The organism is Thermodesulfobacteriota bacterium, from assembly GCA_025062045.1.
Lineage (GTDB): Bacteria > Desulfobacterota > Syntrophorhabdia > Syntrophorhabdales > JANXAF01 > JANXAF01.
On the sequence record JANXAF010000011.1, the window covers coordinates 40,551 to 56,632 of the forward strand.

The 16,082-nt window shown below is 42.2% G+C and carries 17 protein-coding genes and 1 other RNA gene; 14 read left to right on the plus strand and 4 right to left on the minus strand.

The annotated features are described in order from the left end of the window. The 6 genes from proC to NZ583_07880 all read left to right on the plus strand — a co-directional run bounded on the left by proC (position 1) and on the right by NZ583_07880 (position 4,770). Positions 1-801 carry a pyrroline-5-carboxylate reductase gene (gene proC, locus NZ583_07855; GenBank protein MCS7281514.1) on the plus strand — a complete coding sequence of 267 codons (801 nt, stop codon included), beginning with the start codon at positions 1-3 and terminating at the stop codon, positions 799-801. Next, on the plus strand, positions 798-1,451 hold the full coding sequence (locus tag NZ583_07860; GenBank protein MCS7281515.1) for a protein-L-isoaspartate(D-aspartate) O-methyltransferase: 654 nt from the start codon (positions 798-800) through the stop codon (positions 1,449-1,451). Before proC ends, NZ583_07860 begins: the two co-directional genes overlap by 4 nt. Continuing rightward, the gene (gene murJ, locus NZ583_07865) at positions 1,448-2,953 is read left to right on the plus strand and encodes a murein biosynthesis integral membrane protein MurJ (protein MCS7281516.1); all 1,506 of its coding nucleotides are present in this window, start codon (positions 1,448-1,450) and stop codon (positions 2,951-2,953) included. The genes NZ583_07860 and murJ overlap by 4 nt, the downstream gene beginning before the upstream one ends. A 64-nt stretch (positions 2,954-3,017) precedes the next feature. Continuing rightward, positions 3,018-3,548: an HNH endonuclease gene (locus NZ583_07870; GenBank protein MCS7281517.1), complete on the plus strand. Its 531-nt coding sequence runs from the start codon at positions 3,018-3,020 to the stop codon at positions 3,546-3,548. A gap of 3 nt (positions 3,549-3,551) precedes the next feature. Continuing rightward, on the plus strand, positions 3,552-4,040 hold the full coding sequence (locus tag NZ583_07875; protein MCS7281518.1) for an HIT domain-containing protein: 489 nt from the start codon (positions 3,552-3,554) through the stop codon (positions 4,038-4,040). Further along, positions 4,000-4,770, plus strand: coding sequence for a hypothetical protein (locus NZ583_07880; GenBank protein ID MCS7281519.1), 771 nt, complete (start codon positions 4,000-4,002; stop codon positions 4,768-4,770). Before NZ583_07875 ends, NZ583_07880 begins: the two co-directional genes overlap by 41 nt. Here NZ583_07880 and bioB read toward each other — a convergent pair. The 3 genes from bioB to NZ583_07895 all read right to left on the minus strand — a co-directional run bounded on the left by bioB (position 4,747) and on the right by NZ583_07895 (position 7,449). Continuing rightward, positions 4,747-5,733, minus strand: a complete 987-nt coding sequence (gene bioB, locus NZ583_07885) for a biotin synthase BioB (GenBank protein ID MCS7281520.1) — start codon at positions 5,731-5,733, stop codon at positions 4,747-4,749. The two genes, NZ583_07880 and bioB, sit on opposite strands and share 24 nt — an antisense overlap. A 33-nt stretch (positions 5,734-5,766) precedes the next feature. After that, positions 5,767-6,255: an Rrf2 family transcriptional regulator gene (locus NZ583_07890; protein ID MCS7281521.1), complete on the minus strand. Its 489-nt coding sequence runs from the start codon at positions 6,253-6,255 to the stop codon at positions 5,767-5,769. Between the two features lie 165 nt (positions 6,256-6,420). Continuing rightward, positions 6,421-7,449: a zinc-dependent alcohol dehydrogenase family protein gene (locus tag NZ583_07895; protein ID MCS7281522.1), complete on the minus strand. Its 1,029-nt coding sequence runs from the start codon at positions 7,447-7,449 to the stop codon at positions 6,421-6,423. A gap of 154 nt (positions 7,450-7,603) precedes the next feature. Between NZ583_07895 and NZ583_07900 the strand changes: the two genes are divergently transcribed. From NZ583_07900 to ssrA, 8 genes are all read left to right on the plus strand, one after another. Continuing rightward, the gene (locus tag NZ583_07900; GenBank protein ID MCS7281523.1) at positions 7,604-8,812 is read left to right on the plus strand and encodes a dicarboxylate/amino acid:cation symporter; all 1,209 of its coding nucleotides are present in this window, start codon (positions 7,604-7,606) and stop codon (positions 8,810-8,812) included. Positions 8,813-8,858: 46 nt separating this feature from the next. Further along, a complete protein-coding gene (locus NZ583_07905) occupies positions 8,859-9,596 on the plus strand; it encodes an amino acid racemase (protein ID MCS7281524.1) in 738 nt (245 codons plus the stop codon). Positions 9,597-9,655: 59 nt separating this feature from the next. Further along, the gene (selA, locus tag NZ583_07910) at positions 9,656-11,071 is read left to right on the plus strand and encodes an L-seryl-tRNA(Sec) selenium transferase (protein ID MCS7281525.1); all 1,416 of its coding nucleotides are present in this window, start codon (positions 9,656-9,658) and stop codon (positions 11,069-11,071) included. Beyond that, the gene (locus tag NZ583_07915; GenBank protein ID MCS7281526.1) at positions 11,064-11,984 is read left to right on the plus strand and encodes an RluA family pseudouridine synthase; all 921 of its coding nucleotides are present in this window, start codon (positions 11,064-11,066) and stop codon (positions 11,982-11,984) included. Before selA ends, NZ583_07915 begins: the two co-directional genes overlap by 8 nt. Further along, positions 11,981-12,685, plus strand: a complete 705-nt coding sequence (pgeF, locus tag NZ583_07920; protein MCS7281527.1) for a peptidoglycan editing factor PgeF — start codon at positions 11,981-11,983, stop codon at positions 12,683-12,685. The genes NZ583_07915 and pgeF overlap by 4 nt, the downstream gene beginning before the upstream one ends. Next, positions 12,682-14,805 (plus strand): ATP-binding protein, encoded by a 2,124-nt coding sequence (locus NZ583_07925; protein MCS7281528.1) that lies wholly within the window; start codon positions 12,682-12,684, stop codon positions 14,803-14,805. Before pgeF ends, NZ583_07925 begins: the two co-directional genes overlap by 4 nt. 31 nt (positions 14,806-14,836) lie before the next feature. Beyond that, entirely contained in the window at positions 14,837-15,283 is a 447-nt protein-coding gene (gene smpB / locus NZ583_07930; protein MCS7281529.1) for an SsrA-binding protein SmpB, read from the plus strand. A gap of 10 nt (positions 15,284-15,293) precedes the next feature. Further along, positions 15,294-15,644: a transfer-messenger RNA gene (gene ssrA / locus NZ583_07935) on the plus strand. Positions 15,645-15,869: 225 nt separating this feature from the next. On the opposite strand, the gene NZ583_07940 is transcribed toward ssrA, so the two are convergent. Continuing rightward, positions 15,870-16,082 (minus strand): hypothetical protein (locus NZ583_07940; GenBank protein ID MCS7281530.1); only part of this gene is annotated, 213 nt, incomplete at its 5' end.

Sequence of the window (16,082 nt, forward strand, 5' to 3'; positions counted from 1 at the left end):
ATGGTAAGTTTCGGAATAGTTGGTGTAGGAAATATGGGAGAGGCTATAGTAGGTGGGTTGCTTGAAATAGGCGTAAAAAAAGAAAATATCCTTTTTAAGGAGATATCGGATAAGAGAAAGGAGTATGTGAAAGAAAAGTATGGAATCAGGGAGTGTCTCTCAGCAGAGGAACTTTTAAGACACGCAAAATACATACTTATTGCTGTCAAGCCCTTTGACGCAAAAGGGGTCTTTGAAGATTTTTTGCCCTATATAAAAGAGAGCCACGTCATCATATCTGTCATGGCAGGGGTTTCTATATCGAAGATCCTTTCTTACTTGGGAGGGAGTGGAAAAGTAATAAGGGTAATGCCCAATCTGGGCGTTAAGGTGAAAGAAGGGGTAATCGGAATCACAAGGAATGACTCCGTAAGTTTTGAGGAATTCGAGTTCGTTAAAGGAGTCTTTTCAGGTCTTGGAGTAGTTCTAGAGATAAAAGAAGACCTGTTCGACGCACTAACCGCCTATTCCGGAAGCGGGCCAGCCTTTTTCCTTCTCTTTTTAGAGGCAATGATAGATGCGGGTGTGAAGATCGGTTTTACTAGAAACGATGCCATAATGATATCGGAAAAAGTCATAGAAGGTACGTTAAGACTTATGAGGACCGAAAGAGTGCATCCAACGATTCTAAGGGAGAGGATAAGTTCTCCTGCCGGTACAACAATTGCAGGACTCTTTGAACTTGAAGACAGAGCTTTTAAAGCCTCCATCGTCAGAGCGTTTGAAGCTTCCTTTAGGAGGGCGAGAGAACTTTGCGCATAAATTCGAACGAATTCAAAACAAAAAGAGAACATATGGTGGAGACACAGATTGTGGCAAGAGGGATAAAGGATGAGAGAGTGATTAGGGCAATGCGGAAGGTTCCAAGGCATCTCTTTCTTGATGAAGCTCTTTGGCCACAGGCTTATGAAGATTACCCTCTTCCGATAGGGGAAAGACAGACGATCTCCCAGCCATACATTGTGGCCCTTATGACTGAGAAGCTGAACCTTAAAGGGCATGAGAGTGTACTTGAAGTGGGAACGGGCTCTGGGTATCAGGCCGCCATTCTGGCTGAACTTGCGGAAAAGGTTTACTCTATTGAGAGGATCCCATCAATTGCAAAAAGGGCAAGAAAGATTCTGGATGAGCTCAATTACACTAATGTCCTAATTAAGATTGGGGATGGTACACTTGGCTGGAAAGAGTACGCCCCCTTCGACGGTATTATAGTTACCGCCGCGTCTCCTTACGTTCCGAAACCCCTTCTTGAACAGTTGAAAATAGGTGGTAGGCTTGTGATCCCTATTGGGGGTGAATTTTCCCAAGACCTAATAGTTTATACGAAGGTTGGAGAGAATGATTATGAAGAAGAAAATTACGGAGGCTGCCGTTTCGTGAAGCTGATAGGGGAATATGGCTGGAAAGAATGAGGGAAGAAGATGCAAAACACATCCTAAAAAAAGGTTACGTAATAACCGCCATCACACTCGTAAGTAGACCCCTTGGCTACCTTCGAGAAGCCATTCAGGCTTATGTATTCGGAGCAACGGTTCTCGTTGATGCTTTCATTGTGGCTTTTAACTTCCCTGAACTTATTCAGACAATAATCTTTACTGGAGCGAGTAGTGCGATTCTCGTTCCAATCTGCACAAAATACCTAAAAGACGAGAAAGAATTCTCTCTCGTTTACTCTACATTTTTAAACATCAGTCTTCTCATTACGCTTTTATTTTCCGTCTTGGCTTTTTTCTTTTCGGAAAGCATCGTAAAGATTATAGCCCCTGGATTTTCCCCATCCGCTAAGGCTTTGACCAAAAACCTTTTCGTTTTGATGCTACCTACTATTGTGGCCCATGGGATGCTTTCTGTCATAAAATCGTTCCTGAACGCCAAAGACCACTTTGCCGCTCCCGAACTTTCGGGAATTCTATGGAACGTTGTATTTATTCTCTTTTGTTTGTTTTTAAGCAGCTCATTTGGGATATACAGTTTGGCAATTGGGGTGAGTTTCGGTTCTTTCCTACAGGTCGCCATGCAGTACCCTTTTCTTAGAAAAAATGGGATCAGGTACACGTGGAAGATTGACTTTTCGCACGACTCTCTACGGGAGGCCAAAAGACTCTTTATCGGAGCTCTCATTGGAGCATCCATCCTACCTATAAACGGCTTTGTAGACAGGCTTATTGCGTCATTTCTTCCCGAGGGACATGTGGCCTCTTTGGCTTACGCTTTTAGAGTCTTTATTCTTCCTTTCAGTCTCTTTGCGGTACCGGTTTACACAGTTGCTTTTTCCAGTGTGTCAAGGCTTTATCACGAAAGAAACTTAAACGGGCTCTTCTCTCACATTGATAATGCCATTATTTTACTCACAATTACCCTTATTCCCTCTTTGGGTCTTATGTGCGGGCTAAGCACTGAAATCGTGAAAATTCTGTACGAGCGGGGTGCCTTTTCAGCCTTTGAGACTGAACTTACTGCACGGGCTCTTTTAGGCTACGCAATTGGCCTTCTTTTTTACGGATCGTCAGTACTTTTTACTCGAATCTTCTATGCGATGCATGATACTAAGACACCTGCCATTGTAGGGCTCGTAAGCGTGGTCAGTAATGCCATACTTGACGTTCTGCTTATGATCCCATATAAAAACTTCGGTATTTCCCTTGCAACATCGATCGTTTCCTTTTCAAATACAATAATCCTCTTTTTGATTTTGAAAAGGAAGGTTAGCTACCGCTTAGAAAGAAAAACGGTTACTTTTTTAGCTCAGGGGCTCGTGTGCGGTATCATTATCTGGTTTTTCACCTTTTTGACGAAGTTTGTGACGAAAAACCCCGTATTTTTGATTTTTGTTAACGTTCTTTTCGCAGGGGCTTTAATGTATGGATGCTTTGGAAGATTCTTTCGAGAGATTTTAAGGTCGGAAGTTCGATAAAAGAACGGTTTATTTGTAAGTTTTGTGTGCTTCGTTCACTTGACATAAGGCGAAAAAAAGCGTTATGTTTCCATACGTTATGGACAAGACACTCCTTCTTAACACTTCCTACGAGCCACTAAGTATAGTCTCATGGAAAAAAGCTATCACTTTGCTATTTTTGGGGAAAGTGGAAGTTTTGAAGGAGTACGATAGAACCATAAAAGGGGTTTCGGTTGAGTTGAAACAGCCCGCTGTTATAAGGCTCCTTAAGTTTGTGAAGAACGCTAACCATAGAAACGTTAAGTTTTCGAGGAAGAACATCTTCCTGAGGGATGGATACACGTGCCAGTACTGTGGAAGAAAACTCGAACCGAAGTATCTAACCTGTGATCATATAGTACCCAAGTCTAGGGGCGGTATCACTGAGTGGTCGAATATCGTCACCTCCTGTATAGAGTGCAACATGAAAAAAGGTGATAAACTCCCAGAAGAAGCAGGAATGTCACTTAAGAAAAGACCATCCAGACCTACTACTTTTTATATGATAATGCTTCACACCGGCATAAGGACCCTCCCGGAAGATTGGAAAGAATACGTCTTCATGAAGGACTGAAAGATGGAAAGACTTTGGGCTCCTTGGAGAGTGGAGTATATAACGACTCCTCAGAAGGCGGATAGTCCGTGTTTCTTGTGTATAGACGGGATTGAAGAAGAAAAGGCTCTCATTGTGGCGAAATTAAAAAAGGCCTTCGTCATCATGAACCGATACCCTTATTCTAGCGGACACGTAATGATCGCACCGATTAGGCATGTGGGTCTAATAGAGGACCTAACTGAGGAGGAAGCCTTAGAGATTTTGAGGCTATTGAAAATCGCAAGCACAATATTCAAAGAGGATTTTAAAGCTCAGGGACTTAATATAGGGTTAAACATAGGTAGGGCAGCTGGTGCAGGGTTAGAAGACCACATCCATGTACATGTTGTCCCAAGATGGTTTGGGGACACGAATTTCATGCCAGTTATAGCGGAAACTAAGGTAATCTCAGAACACCTCTATTCTACGTATGAAAAACTCAGAGCCAGATTTTCCGAAAAACTCAAATGACGAAGAAAAACCGATTATTTCTCCGAAAGAATTGGTCTGCTCATTTACCCGGAGGAATCCTTTTCATCTCCAACTAAAAAAAAGAGCCATAATAACCTTCGACAGGGGAACGATAGAATTTTTAAAGAAAAAGACAAAGGCAAATCTAAACAGGTTTTGGTATCCTTACAGAAAGATCTATGAAGTGCCAGAAAGAGACACCGTTTTTACTAGGTCTTACCCTTCGGGCACAAACATTTCTATACTCATAGAGGAACTGGCTCAATTCGGAGTCAAAGAGATAATAGTATTCGGTTTTTGTGGCTCAATCGTAGATGATTTCTCTATAGGAGATACAATTATGGCAAAATGTGCTTTAGGGGATGGAGATTTTACCTCCGAGTCGTTTTCAGAGAATGAGCATTTGATCTATTCGAACTGGTTTATGGAGTGGCAAGAAAAAACTGAAAAAATGAGAATCATTCCAGCATGCGTTTGGAGTACGGACGAACTATATAGGGAAACTAAAAAGAAGATCAGACATTTTTTGATGAGGGGAGCCTACGCAGTCGATATGGAAACATACCGGTTCTACAAAACTTGCACTGAGCTTAAGTTGAAGGGAATAGCCTTTCTTTTGGTCTCTGACGAGTTAAAGGAGGATAGATGGATCTTTGGCTTTCATTCGGAGAACTTCAAAAAAGGAATTATCCGAATGTTAGACTTTCTACTCCAAGAATGTGTTCTTTAGTCTAAGGCCAAGGTCTTCGATGAGTTCCTTGTCCAGTGCAGGATTCCTACCACGGGTTGTGAGGTAATTACCTGTCATCATTGCGTTTAGGCCAGAAGCTACCGCAAGGGGCAGAAGTTGCCTAAGCCTCAGTTCCTTCCCTGCACATAACCTTATGTCCTTATCCGGTAACATGAACCGAAATATTGCTATCGTCAGAATCACATCGAAAGCTGAAATTGGAGGGACATTTGCTAAAGGTGTGAAAGGTCGCGGATTGAGGATATTTATGGGTACGGAGTCGACCCCAAGTTCCCTAAGCTCTATGGCAAGCTTTATCCTATCTATAATAGTCTCACCCATTCCTATTATCCCTCCAGAACAGACAGAAAGCCCAGCACTTTTTACATCCTTTATAGTTTTCAACTTATCATCGTACGTATGGGTCGAGCATATCTCCCTAAAGTATTCCCTTGAAGTTTCGAGATTGTGATGGTACCGAAAAAGGCCTGCCTTTTTTAATGCTTCTGCTCGCGTTTTGTCTATCATGCCCAAAGATGCACATGGTTTAATCCCAAGTTTACTGATCTCGGTTATTGAACTTAGGATCGTCTCCCACTCATCGTCCCTCTCGATTGTTGGTCCACTTGTTACTATGCTGAAAAAGAATGCACCCTCCTTTAGGGCCTCTTTAGCTTTTTCAACAATCCTCTCTTTATCTATAAGGGGGTATACATCTATTGGTGAACTATAATGGACGGACTGAGCACAGAACTTGCAATCTTCAGGGCAAAGCCCTGACTTTGCATTTACGATCATGCACAGCTCGAAAGAGTCTCCCTTAAAATGATGGGTTATCTCTCGAGCGTAAGCTATAAGCAGATAGGGATTCTTTTTGCCCTCTTCATATAGGACAAGCCCATCGTCTAAGGTTAAATCTTTTTTTTCGAGAGCCTTTTTCTTGAGAAGGAGAAGGGAATCCATAAGGTCAATTTTTCAGCTTACTGGAAGAGCTATCTAGATGTAGTATATGAGACTTTTTTCTATTTCTCTTTCGAGCCCCATCTCCTTTGCTCTCTCACACATGTCCTTTAGGGTAATGGAATTGAAGTAGTCCATTACTATGTTCGATGCCGTTCTCCATATTTCAGCCGCAACACATCTATCTTTCCTTTGACAAGAGCTCTTCGTCTTTTTTCCATCACAGGGCACAAGTTCCAAATCTGTCCCCAGGATAGCTCTGACAATGTCACCTATCGTTATTTCCTCAGGTCTCTTAATAAGGTAATAGCCACCAGTGGGCCCTCTCATGCTTCCCACAATCCCTGCCTTTTTGAACCTTTGAAAAATCTGCTCCATGTATCTCGCTGGGATTCCTTCCTTCTCGGCAATCTCCTTTGTCTGAGTGAATCCTCCACCCCTTTGGAAGGCCATGTAAAAAAGCGCCCTTGTGCCGTATCGGATTTGGGTTGGAAGTTTCATGTAAAAAAACGTACCATTTGTCACTTACAAAATCAAGATTAAGACTATTTTCTTGACAAGACATTCGCACCAAACTTTTAAATATGCTTACGGCTAGACGCATTTAAAAAATATAAATGGCATATTTCGGAAAAGATCGAGAGACATAAGTTAAAATAACTTGCGACAGAGAAAAAGAAAAAACTGAAATCATTCAACAGCTAAAACCTTTGCTCCCCTTATCTTTTTTTCAACTATATCTATGATCACTTGATTTGCTTCTACCAATGGGTATACCTGAAACTCTGGCTTTATCCTTATCCTATCTGCCAGGTCTAAAAATTCCTTTATGTCGGCTACTGACACATTGGCCACACTCTTTATCTCCTTTTCGTGCCACAAGTGTTCTTCGTAGCTCAATTTTAGAAGCTCGGATCTATCCTTATCCTCCTTCCTTATGGCGTTTATGACTAGTCTTCCCCCTTTGGCGAGATTTTTAAGTCCGTATATTACAGGTCTCCAGACTGGCGTTGTATCTATGGCAACGTTTAATTTTTCGGGAGGCTTTTCATCGATATCTCCTGCCCAAAAGGCTCCGAGTTCCAAAGAAAAGTTCCTTTCGCTTTCACTTCTTGCAAAAACAAAAACCCTTGATGCGGGATACAAAAAGGTTATCATCTGGATCACGAGATGATTCGAAGCTCCAAAGCCGATAAGACCGATCGTATCTCCGTTCTTTGGATTTGCCAATCTTAGAGATCGGTATCCTATGGCCCCTGCGCAAAGAAGTGGACAAGCCTCGTAGTCGGCAAAGGTTTCGGGTATTCTAAAAGCATATTCCTCCTTTACCTTAGTGTACTCAGCATATCCTCCGTCTACGTCTTTACCTGTGGCTACAAAGAAATCGCAAAGGTTTTCCCTCCCTTCCAGGCAATACTTACAATTTCCACAGGCAGAATTAATCCATCCCACACCGACTCTTTCCCCAACCTTTAGATTTTTTACCTTTTTGCCAATCTTTTCAATCCTACCAACGATCTGGTGCCCTGGAATTATTGGAAATTTTTTAGGTTTGGCCCTTCCCTCAATCTCATCAATCTCTGTATGGCACACCCCGCATGCTGAAACTTTTATCAAAACCTCGTCATCTTGTGGCTCAGGCACAGGAACTTCGGCGAGTTTCAAAGGGTTCTTCGTGATCCTAAGATCGTACGTTCCATCTAGAATCATGGCTTTCATATTCCAACTCCTCTCAGTGCTATTTTAGCACGAAAAAGTTGGCAAAAAAATCGCGTCTCTACGGCTGTTATGGATAAAAGCTATTCATTATTGACAATGTATCATGAGCCCTGTAAAATTTGCGAAAGGTCAGTAATAAAATCAGGGGGGTCTTATGAAAAAAATAGGCGTACTAGGGTGGATTCTAATAGGTTTCGTATTGGGTATTATCGTTGGAGCGATAGTTGGGAAGCCAATTACGGTTATCCGTCCTCTTGGAACACTATTTATTAATCTTCTTCGCATGCTTGTCGTTCCATTAGTTTTTTCAACTCTAGCTGTTGGAGTTTCCACCTTCTCTGGGAGAAAATTTGGAAGGATGTTCGGCAAGACGTACTTCTTTTACTATTTCACCGGAGCCATAGCGATGATCGTGGCATTAATTATTGCGGGAGTGGCTGACCCTGGTCACGGATTCCCTGTGGGAGAGTTGAAAAAAGTCGAGGTAAAACCGCCTCCAAAGCTCGTTGATATTGGACTTGCGATTGTTCCAACGAACCCGTTCGAGTCATTGGCAAAAGGGGATATGCTTCCTATTATCTTCTTTGCAATAGTTTTGGGTATGTCGATGGCCGCTGCTGGAAGTCAAGGAGAATCTCTAAGAAACGTTCTTAGCTCTCTTGCCGAGACTATGTATAAGCTTGTGGGGTACGTGTTATGGTTTGGTCCGATAGGCGTCTTTGCGCTTATGGCCTCCACTGTTGGTACCCACGGTCTTTCCGTGCTAAAACCCTATGCGTACTTGATCTTTCTTGTTTATCTTGCCACAGCCATCCAAGTTTTCGGTGTTTATACAGTTCTCCTTAGACTTTTCAAGATCAGACCTTTCCGTTACTTAAACAAGATAAAGGAGGCTCCTCTTTTTGCCTTTACAACCTGCAGCAGCTCTGCAACCTTACCTGTGACAATGAAAGTGACGAGGGCAGCTGGTGTATCGGACGGGACAACAAGCTTCGTACTTCCTATGGGAGCGACCCTTAACATGGATGGGACTGGTATGTATCAGGCAATCTGTGCTGTGTTTTTGGCAAATGCCTTCGGAGTCCAACTCTCTTTTGAACACTACGTTTTGATAGGGATAGTTGCCCTCCTTGCTTCGATCGGAACAGCTGGGGTACCCGGAGCGGGGTTAATAATGTTAGGAATGGTTCTCGGCTCAGTTGGAATCCCTCTTGAGGGGATCGCGCTACTTGCCGGGATAGACAGGATTTTAGACATGGCACGAACTGCCGTGAACGTTACTGATGATGCAGTTGCAGCTGTTTTAGTTGGGAAAACTGAGAAAGAAAGCTTACCCGAGGACATCCTAGTAACGGGAAGGTAAAAACGGTGCCCCTTCTACGCTTAGAAGGGGCACGCATCTTTTTGCCATGAAAGAAAAGATAGTCGGGATTCTAGGAGGTATGGGGCCTTTTGCAACAGTTTATTTCTTTTCAAAAATTCTTGAACTTACGGGAGCGAAAAAAGATCAGGACCATTTAAGGATCATAATAGACAATAATCCCAAAATACCGGATAGAACGCTCTCGATAAAAAAGGAAGCTGAAGATCCTTTACCGTTCTTAATTGAAAGTGCGAAGCTACTCGAAAAAGCCGGGGCAGATTTCATAGTGATTCCTTGTGTCACCGCCCATTACTTTTTGCCAGATTTAAAAAAGGCAGTGAAAATCCCGATTCTTAGCATAATAGAGGAAACTGTAAGATACATAAAAAAGCAGGAATTTGAGAAATTTGGGCTTTTGGCTACAACAGGAACGATCAATGCGAAACTTTTTGATGAGCCCTTAAAGAGGCTAAAAAGAAAGATCATCACGCCAGATGCCTCTGACCAGGAAAGACTGGTTATGGAGGCAATTTACGGAGAAAACGGAATAAAGAGAGTAGGAGCGAATGAAAAGGCCAAAAATCTTATATTGGAAGCGGTAAAAAAACTTATAGATAAAGGGGCCCAGGCGATAATCGAGGGTTGTACAGAGATCCCTCTTGTCCTTAAAGAAGATGACGTTTCCGTCCCTATTATCGATGTCCTTACTGTTCTGGCTAGGGCAACAGTGGATGTTGCCAAAGGACGGATGTCCGCCCCCGAGTGTCCTTTCCCGGGAGATTAAGAAAATACAGGGCTTTTTCGATTGATAAGGTAAACCCTTTGTGATACTTATACAAGCGGATGAAAAATTCAAAGGAAGAGGCCTTAAGGAAGATCCCAAAGATCGATACACTAATGAAGAACGAAGGATGGATGCGCATAGTACGAAATTACCCGCCTGAGCTTTCAAAGAAGGTCTTAAAAGAAGTAGTTGCAGAGATACGGGAGAAAATTAAACTCGAAAAACTCTCATTACCTCCCACACCGGATGAGATCTTATCAGAAACGGAAAAAAGGCTTAAAGGAATTTTATCATTTGGACTTAAAAGAGTTATCAACGCAACAGGTATAATTGTGCATACGAATCTGGGTAGATCCCTTCTTGCGGAAAAAGCGGTTGAGGCTCTGATTCGTACCTCCAGGTATTACACAAATCTAGAGTATGATCTCAAAGAGGGTAGAAGGGGAGATAGATACGAACACTGCTCACATATTCTAAAAACGCTAACAGGTGTAGAAGATGCAGTTATCGTTAATAATAACGCAGCAGCTGTTTATCTTGTGCTCAATACTTTGGCGGAAAATAGAGAAGTAATAGTCTCAAGAGGTGAGCTTGTGGAAATAGGAGGCTCTTTTAGGATACCTGACGTTATGAAAAGAAGCGGGGCCAGAATAAAAGAAGTTGGAACAACTAACAGGACCCGTCTTAAAGATTACGAAGATGCTATATCTCCTGATACAGCTCTCATCATGAAGGTACACACGAGCAATTTCGTGATAAAAGGCTTCACGGAGACCGTAAAGAGCGAAGATCTAAAGTTACTCTCAGATAAGTACGGTATCCCCTTCTACTACGATACGGGAAGCGGACTTTTATCTTCAATTAACGTTTTCTCAGAGAATTCCGAGCCTAATGTGATTGAAGAGGCAAAAAAAGGTATAAGCGTTATCTCGTTCAGTGGGGACAAACTTCTTGGCGGACCGCAAGCGGGGGTCATCATCGGAAAAAAAGAGTACATCGAAAGAATGAAAAAAAACCCGCTCATAAGAGCGCTTAGACCCGATAAAATGACCCTTGCCGCCCTGGAGGCAACACTCTATCTCTATCTTGACGAAAATACCGCAAAAAATGAAATTCCAACGCTAAGAATGATCACATACGATCTTAATCTGCTAAAAAAAAGGGTAAAAAAGGTAATAAGGGGTATAAAAAGCGCTTATCCCACGGCGGAGTTAAGGGTAGAGGAAGTCTATTCCGAAGTTGGAGGGGGTTCCCTTCCTGAAGTTAAGATTCCATCTGTAGGATTCTCCGTAACACCCAAAAAAATAGGCGTTAATGTGTTGTACGAGGCAATAAGGAGCTTAGAGACGCCTATTGTTGCAAGGATAGAAAAAGAGAAGTTGATCTTCGATATGAGAACGGTTCAGGAAGAGGAAGATACCTTACTCGTCTCCGAGATAGTGGAGGTGCTAAAAAGATACGAAAAAGATGGGTGAGAAGTTCATAATAGAAGCAGATACGGACGGGTTAAGGCTCGATGTTTTTCTCTCCCAAAAGCTTTCTCTTACAAGGTCCAAAGTTAAGCACATGATAGATTCCGGCTACGTGAGGATAAGAGATAGAAAGGCAAAGCCTTCGCTAATAATCAAAAAGAACTTGGTCATTGAAGGCGAGATCCCCGAAGGACCTTTACCCGCACTGGAACCTCAAAACATTCCCCTCCACATACTCTACGAGGATGAGTTTTTAATGCTAATAAATAAACCCAAAGGCATGGTTGTCCACCCCTCCTTTGGGCACAAAAATGGCACACTTGTCAATGCCATAATGGGTTATCTTGGTTTGTCCGTTCCTTTCTGCTCCGGGGAAAACATAAGGCCGGGAATAGTCCATAGGCTAGATAAAGACACAACCGGTGTGATCCTTGTAGCAAAAAACTTCAAAGTTCAGGAGAGGCTCTCGCAGATGTTCAAAGAGAGAAAGGTAAAGAAGGTTTATAGAGCAATCGTCTGGGGCTCGCTAAAAAATGAGAGAGGAGTTATAGAGGGAAACATAGGCCGCCATCCAAAAGAAAGGAAGAAAATGGCTGTTTTGAAAACGGGTGGGAAAGAGGCATTGACGGAGTATAGACTACTCGAGCCCCTTGGAAGTTATAGCTATGTGGAAGTGTATCCTCATACGGGGAGAACTCACCAGATACGGGTACATTTCGCCTCGATCGGCCATCCAATCGTAGGAGACAGCGTATACGGGAAAAAGATAAAAGGTCTTGCCGAGAGACCTCTGCTTCACGCATTTAGCCTTGAGTTTTTACACCCATATACGGAAAAGTTAATATCAGTGATTGCCCCAGAGCCAGAAGATATAAAGGAGTTTGTTAGAATACATATGCAAAAGGTCGAAAGATGAGTTATTCCTCCTTTAATGCCGGTCCGTGGGAGTATCTAAGCGTACCCTGCGAACTTAGTCCTCATTTTGTTTATGGATTTTTCACAAAAAGAGGACCGGATCTAAAAGACCCGAAAGATGCGAGTTTTTTTCTTGAGGTATTTTCGCTTAAAAGGTTCGTAGTTATGAATCAGGAACACTCAGATCGGATAAACATCATAAAAAACGGGGAAAACCCCCAAACCGGAGACGCGCTTGTCGTACTTGAAAGAAACGTTGCGGCTTTAGTAAAGAGTGCGGACTGTTGCCCAATCGTTCTTATGGATCCTAAGCATGAAATTGCTGCAGTGATACATGCCGGTTATAAGGGTACCCTAAAGAGAATAGCTGAAAAGACGGTAAAAGTTATGGAGGATCTGGGTTCAGAACCGAAAGACCTATACGCAGTAGTTGGACCCTCCATTGGAAGATGTTGCTACAACGTAGGAGATGAGGTCTTCTCACTCTTTTTGAATGAGTTCGGTTATAAAGACTATTTCAGTTTCTTTGGAGGAAGGATCTATCTCGATCTTAGGAAGTTAAACATTTTTCTCCTTTCAAGAGTGGGCGTAAGCAAAATCGAGGTTATAGATCTTTGCACTTTTTGCAACTCCGACACGTTTTATTCGCATAGACGGGGAGACAAAGACAAAAGACAGATAAGCTTTGTAATTATAAAATGAGAGGAAAAAAAGGACTCAAGGCCGCTATTTTTTTCGCTATTGCATTTGTTGCCCTCTTTTACCTTGAGACACAGCTTCCCTATTTTAAAAAATTCCTCCCTGTGGAGGAGAATAAACTCGTTCTGGTACTCCTTAATGTAAATCTGCTCCTTATTCTTCTACTTGTCTTTCTCATAACTAGAACGTTCATGAAGGCGTACATCGAAAAGAAAAGAGGCATATGGGGCTCCGGCCTGAAACTAAAGCTCATCTCTACCCTTCTTTTCATTTCGATTGTTCCCTCCTTTACCTTATTCGTACTGGCGTCGGGATTTTTTCAGGTGAGTATGGACAAGTGGTTCGGGCAGAAAATTGAAGACGCCATTGACTCCGCGTATGAAGTTTACGAAACATACAAAGAAGAAATTTTTGAAAGGCAAGAAAGGGTATTAAAGTATCTAAAAGCATCTTACGAGAAAAATAGTCCTCTAAATACCTCTCTCATAGAAAGCGTTCTTAGGGAGGAGAAAAAGAAAGGGGCCTTCGATTACTTTCTGGTTGTCGATGGGGATGGAAAAAAAATATGTGGAAACTTTCCGCCAAATATTGAGGAAAGCCTTGTACGAAACATGGCTGAATTAAAGGGAAGAGAGAACAAAGCTAGATACGTTTTAAAAGACGAAAAAGGGGAGGTTCATGTAGCCGGAGATGGAATCCGGTCGAAAAATGACACATTGGAACTCGCCATATTTTTAGGAGAATCTTCGAAGATTCGGGCATCTGAGAAGTTCAAGGAGATGACAGTTTTCCAGAAGGAATTCAAAAAATCGAGGGCCTATAAGAAACTTGTAAAGTACAGCTTTTTTATACCGCTTTCTATCGTCACGATTATAACCGTATTTTTTTCAATCTGGGTAGGCATGAAGCTCGCAACAGCTATAAGTGTTCCTATTGAACGGGTCAAGGAGGGAGCTTCAATAATTGCCAAGGGCAAATTCGACATAAATCTTGAGGACAAAACGAAAGACGAGATCGGTACTCTGGTCTCCGCTTTCAACGCCATGGCGAGGCAGCTCAAAATAGTTACCGACGAACTAGAAGAAAAGAGGAGATACATGGAGGTTATCCTCGATAACGTGGCAACCGGTATCATAAGTACAGATAGGAACGGAAACGTTCTGCTATTAAACAGAGCTGCCAAAAGCATTCTGGGTGTTGAAGGGGAAAGTTGGAAGAATAGACCCATTATGCAAATAGTGGGTGAGGATTTGAGGCCATTCGTTAGGCTTTTTCTAAGAGAGCTAAAGAGAGAAAGTGGAAAAACCGTAATGAGGGACTTAAAACTCAATCTCAAAAATAAAGTGACGCACGTCAGAGCGTCTATCACTGCCCTATGTGGAGATCAAGGGTCGCCCGAGGGATTCATCATAGCAATTGATGATATAACTCACGTTATCCAAGCCGAAAGACTCTCTCTCTGGCAAGAAGTGGCAAAGAAGCTCACTCACGAGATAAAGAATCCTCTAACACCGATTTTGCTTTCAGCAGAAAGGCTGAGGCGCAAGTTTCTAAAGTCGCTTTCAGGAAAGGATAAGGAGGTACTGGATGAGTCCACAAGGGTCATAATCAACTCCGCCGATGTTATAAAGGGAATAGTTAACGATCTTACAAGAATTGCTCCTTATCCAGCTTCAAAGAAAGAGGAAGATTTAAACGGGATCGTTGAAGAGGCAATAGATTTATACAAAAACGTAGTCCCTAATGTTTTAATAAAATTTGAAAAAGGAGAAATACCGCCAGTTTTTTGCGACAGAGAAGGGATAAAGAGGGTACTTCTAAATCTCGTAACGAATTCGTTAAAAGCCATAGACAGTGAGGAAGGAATCATCGAGATTAGGACGCATAAGGACACCGAATCCGGTTATATAACCCTGGAAGTCGCTGACAATGGTAAAGGCATAGCGGATGAAGATAAGCCGAGAATTTTTGATCCCTATTTCACAAAAGACAAGGAAGGAACGGGCCTTGGCCTTGCCATAGTAAATTCAATCGTTCTCGAACACCACGGTTCAATCGAGGTAAAAGATAATCATCCTAAGGGGACCAGGTTCATTATTAGGTTGCCCATAGCCCATACCTGAAAAAGTCTCCATTATGTGTTATAATTAGTCCATGAAAGTCGTTTGCATGAATAGAAAAGCAAGACACGATTATGAAATATTAGAGACTTATGAGGCCGGTATAGTACTTAAAGGTACAGAAGTGAAGGCCCTAAGAGAGGGGAGGGCGAACATAAAGGACAGCTACGCGAAGATAAGAAATGGTGAGATTTTCCTCATAAATTCGCACATAAGTCCGTATTCATATGGGAATGTGAATAACCACGATCCCGAAAGAGAAAGAAAGCTGCTTATGCACAAAAGAGAAATTATGAAGCTTCTAGGGAAGGTTAAAGAAAGGGGATACACACTTGTTCCCCTTTCCATATACTTTGACAAGAACAATAGGGCTAAAGTGGAATTAGCTTTGGCTAAAGGAAAATCAAAATACGATAAACGGGAAGCAATAAAGAAAAGAGACGAAAAAAGGATCGAGGAGTTGGAGAGAAAATACTTATGATGTACAAAATGGGGGCGACAGGTTTCGACAGGGAAGAAGGGGGCAGAGAGGCATGCCGGGTTTCTGCCTTCCCGTATTTAGGCAGAGATAAACATAACCGCAGACTCTTACGAGTATGCGATGGCCGCTTAATGCGGCCACATCACCTGGACTTTCCTCCTGCTTTAAGTCCAGAGTGGTGTAAACCAAGCAGGATAGCCAGTCCAGACGCCTATACGGACTGGCGAAAAAAGATAGGCTTTGGAAGGGAAAAACCTGTCAGTGGGTGTTTCCCTATCCGAGACTAAAACACTGACTAAGCATGTAGTCTCTTATGTCTCCTCTTTTCTGGACGCGGGTTCGATTCCCGCCGCCTCCACCATGTAAGTTATTGAAATTATTAGATTTCGTTTTCGAACCCCCCTAAAAAACTGTCCCCAAACTGTCCCCAGATAAAAAATCGGATTTACCATGTCCTTGTGGATAGAAAATTGTATAGAAATGTTTTGTAAGGAATTTTTTTTTAACGAGACTGCTTTTCAGTTTTTTTCTTTTTCCTTTTTGAACTGCAAAATTGAAACTTTATTTAAATCAGCTTTCAAACTGTTTATATCGACATGGGCGTATCTTTCGGTTGTTTTAATATTGGTCTGTCCCAGAAGTTTTGACACTTTGAAATAGGCACGTTCTGATTTATTAGATTACTTGCGAAGGGATGTCTCGTTGCGTCATATGACCTGAAGCTTTTGTCAAGATTGAACTTTTTCCTTATCGAATCCCATATCCTCCGAAGTGCATCTGAGTTTAAAATCTCTTCGTT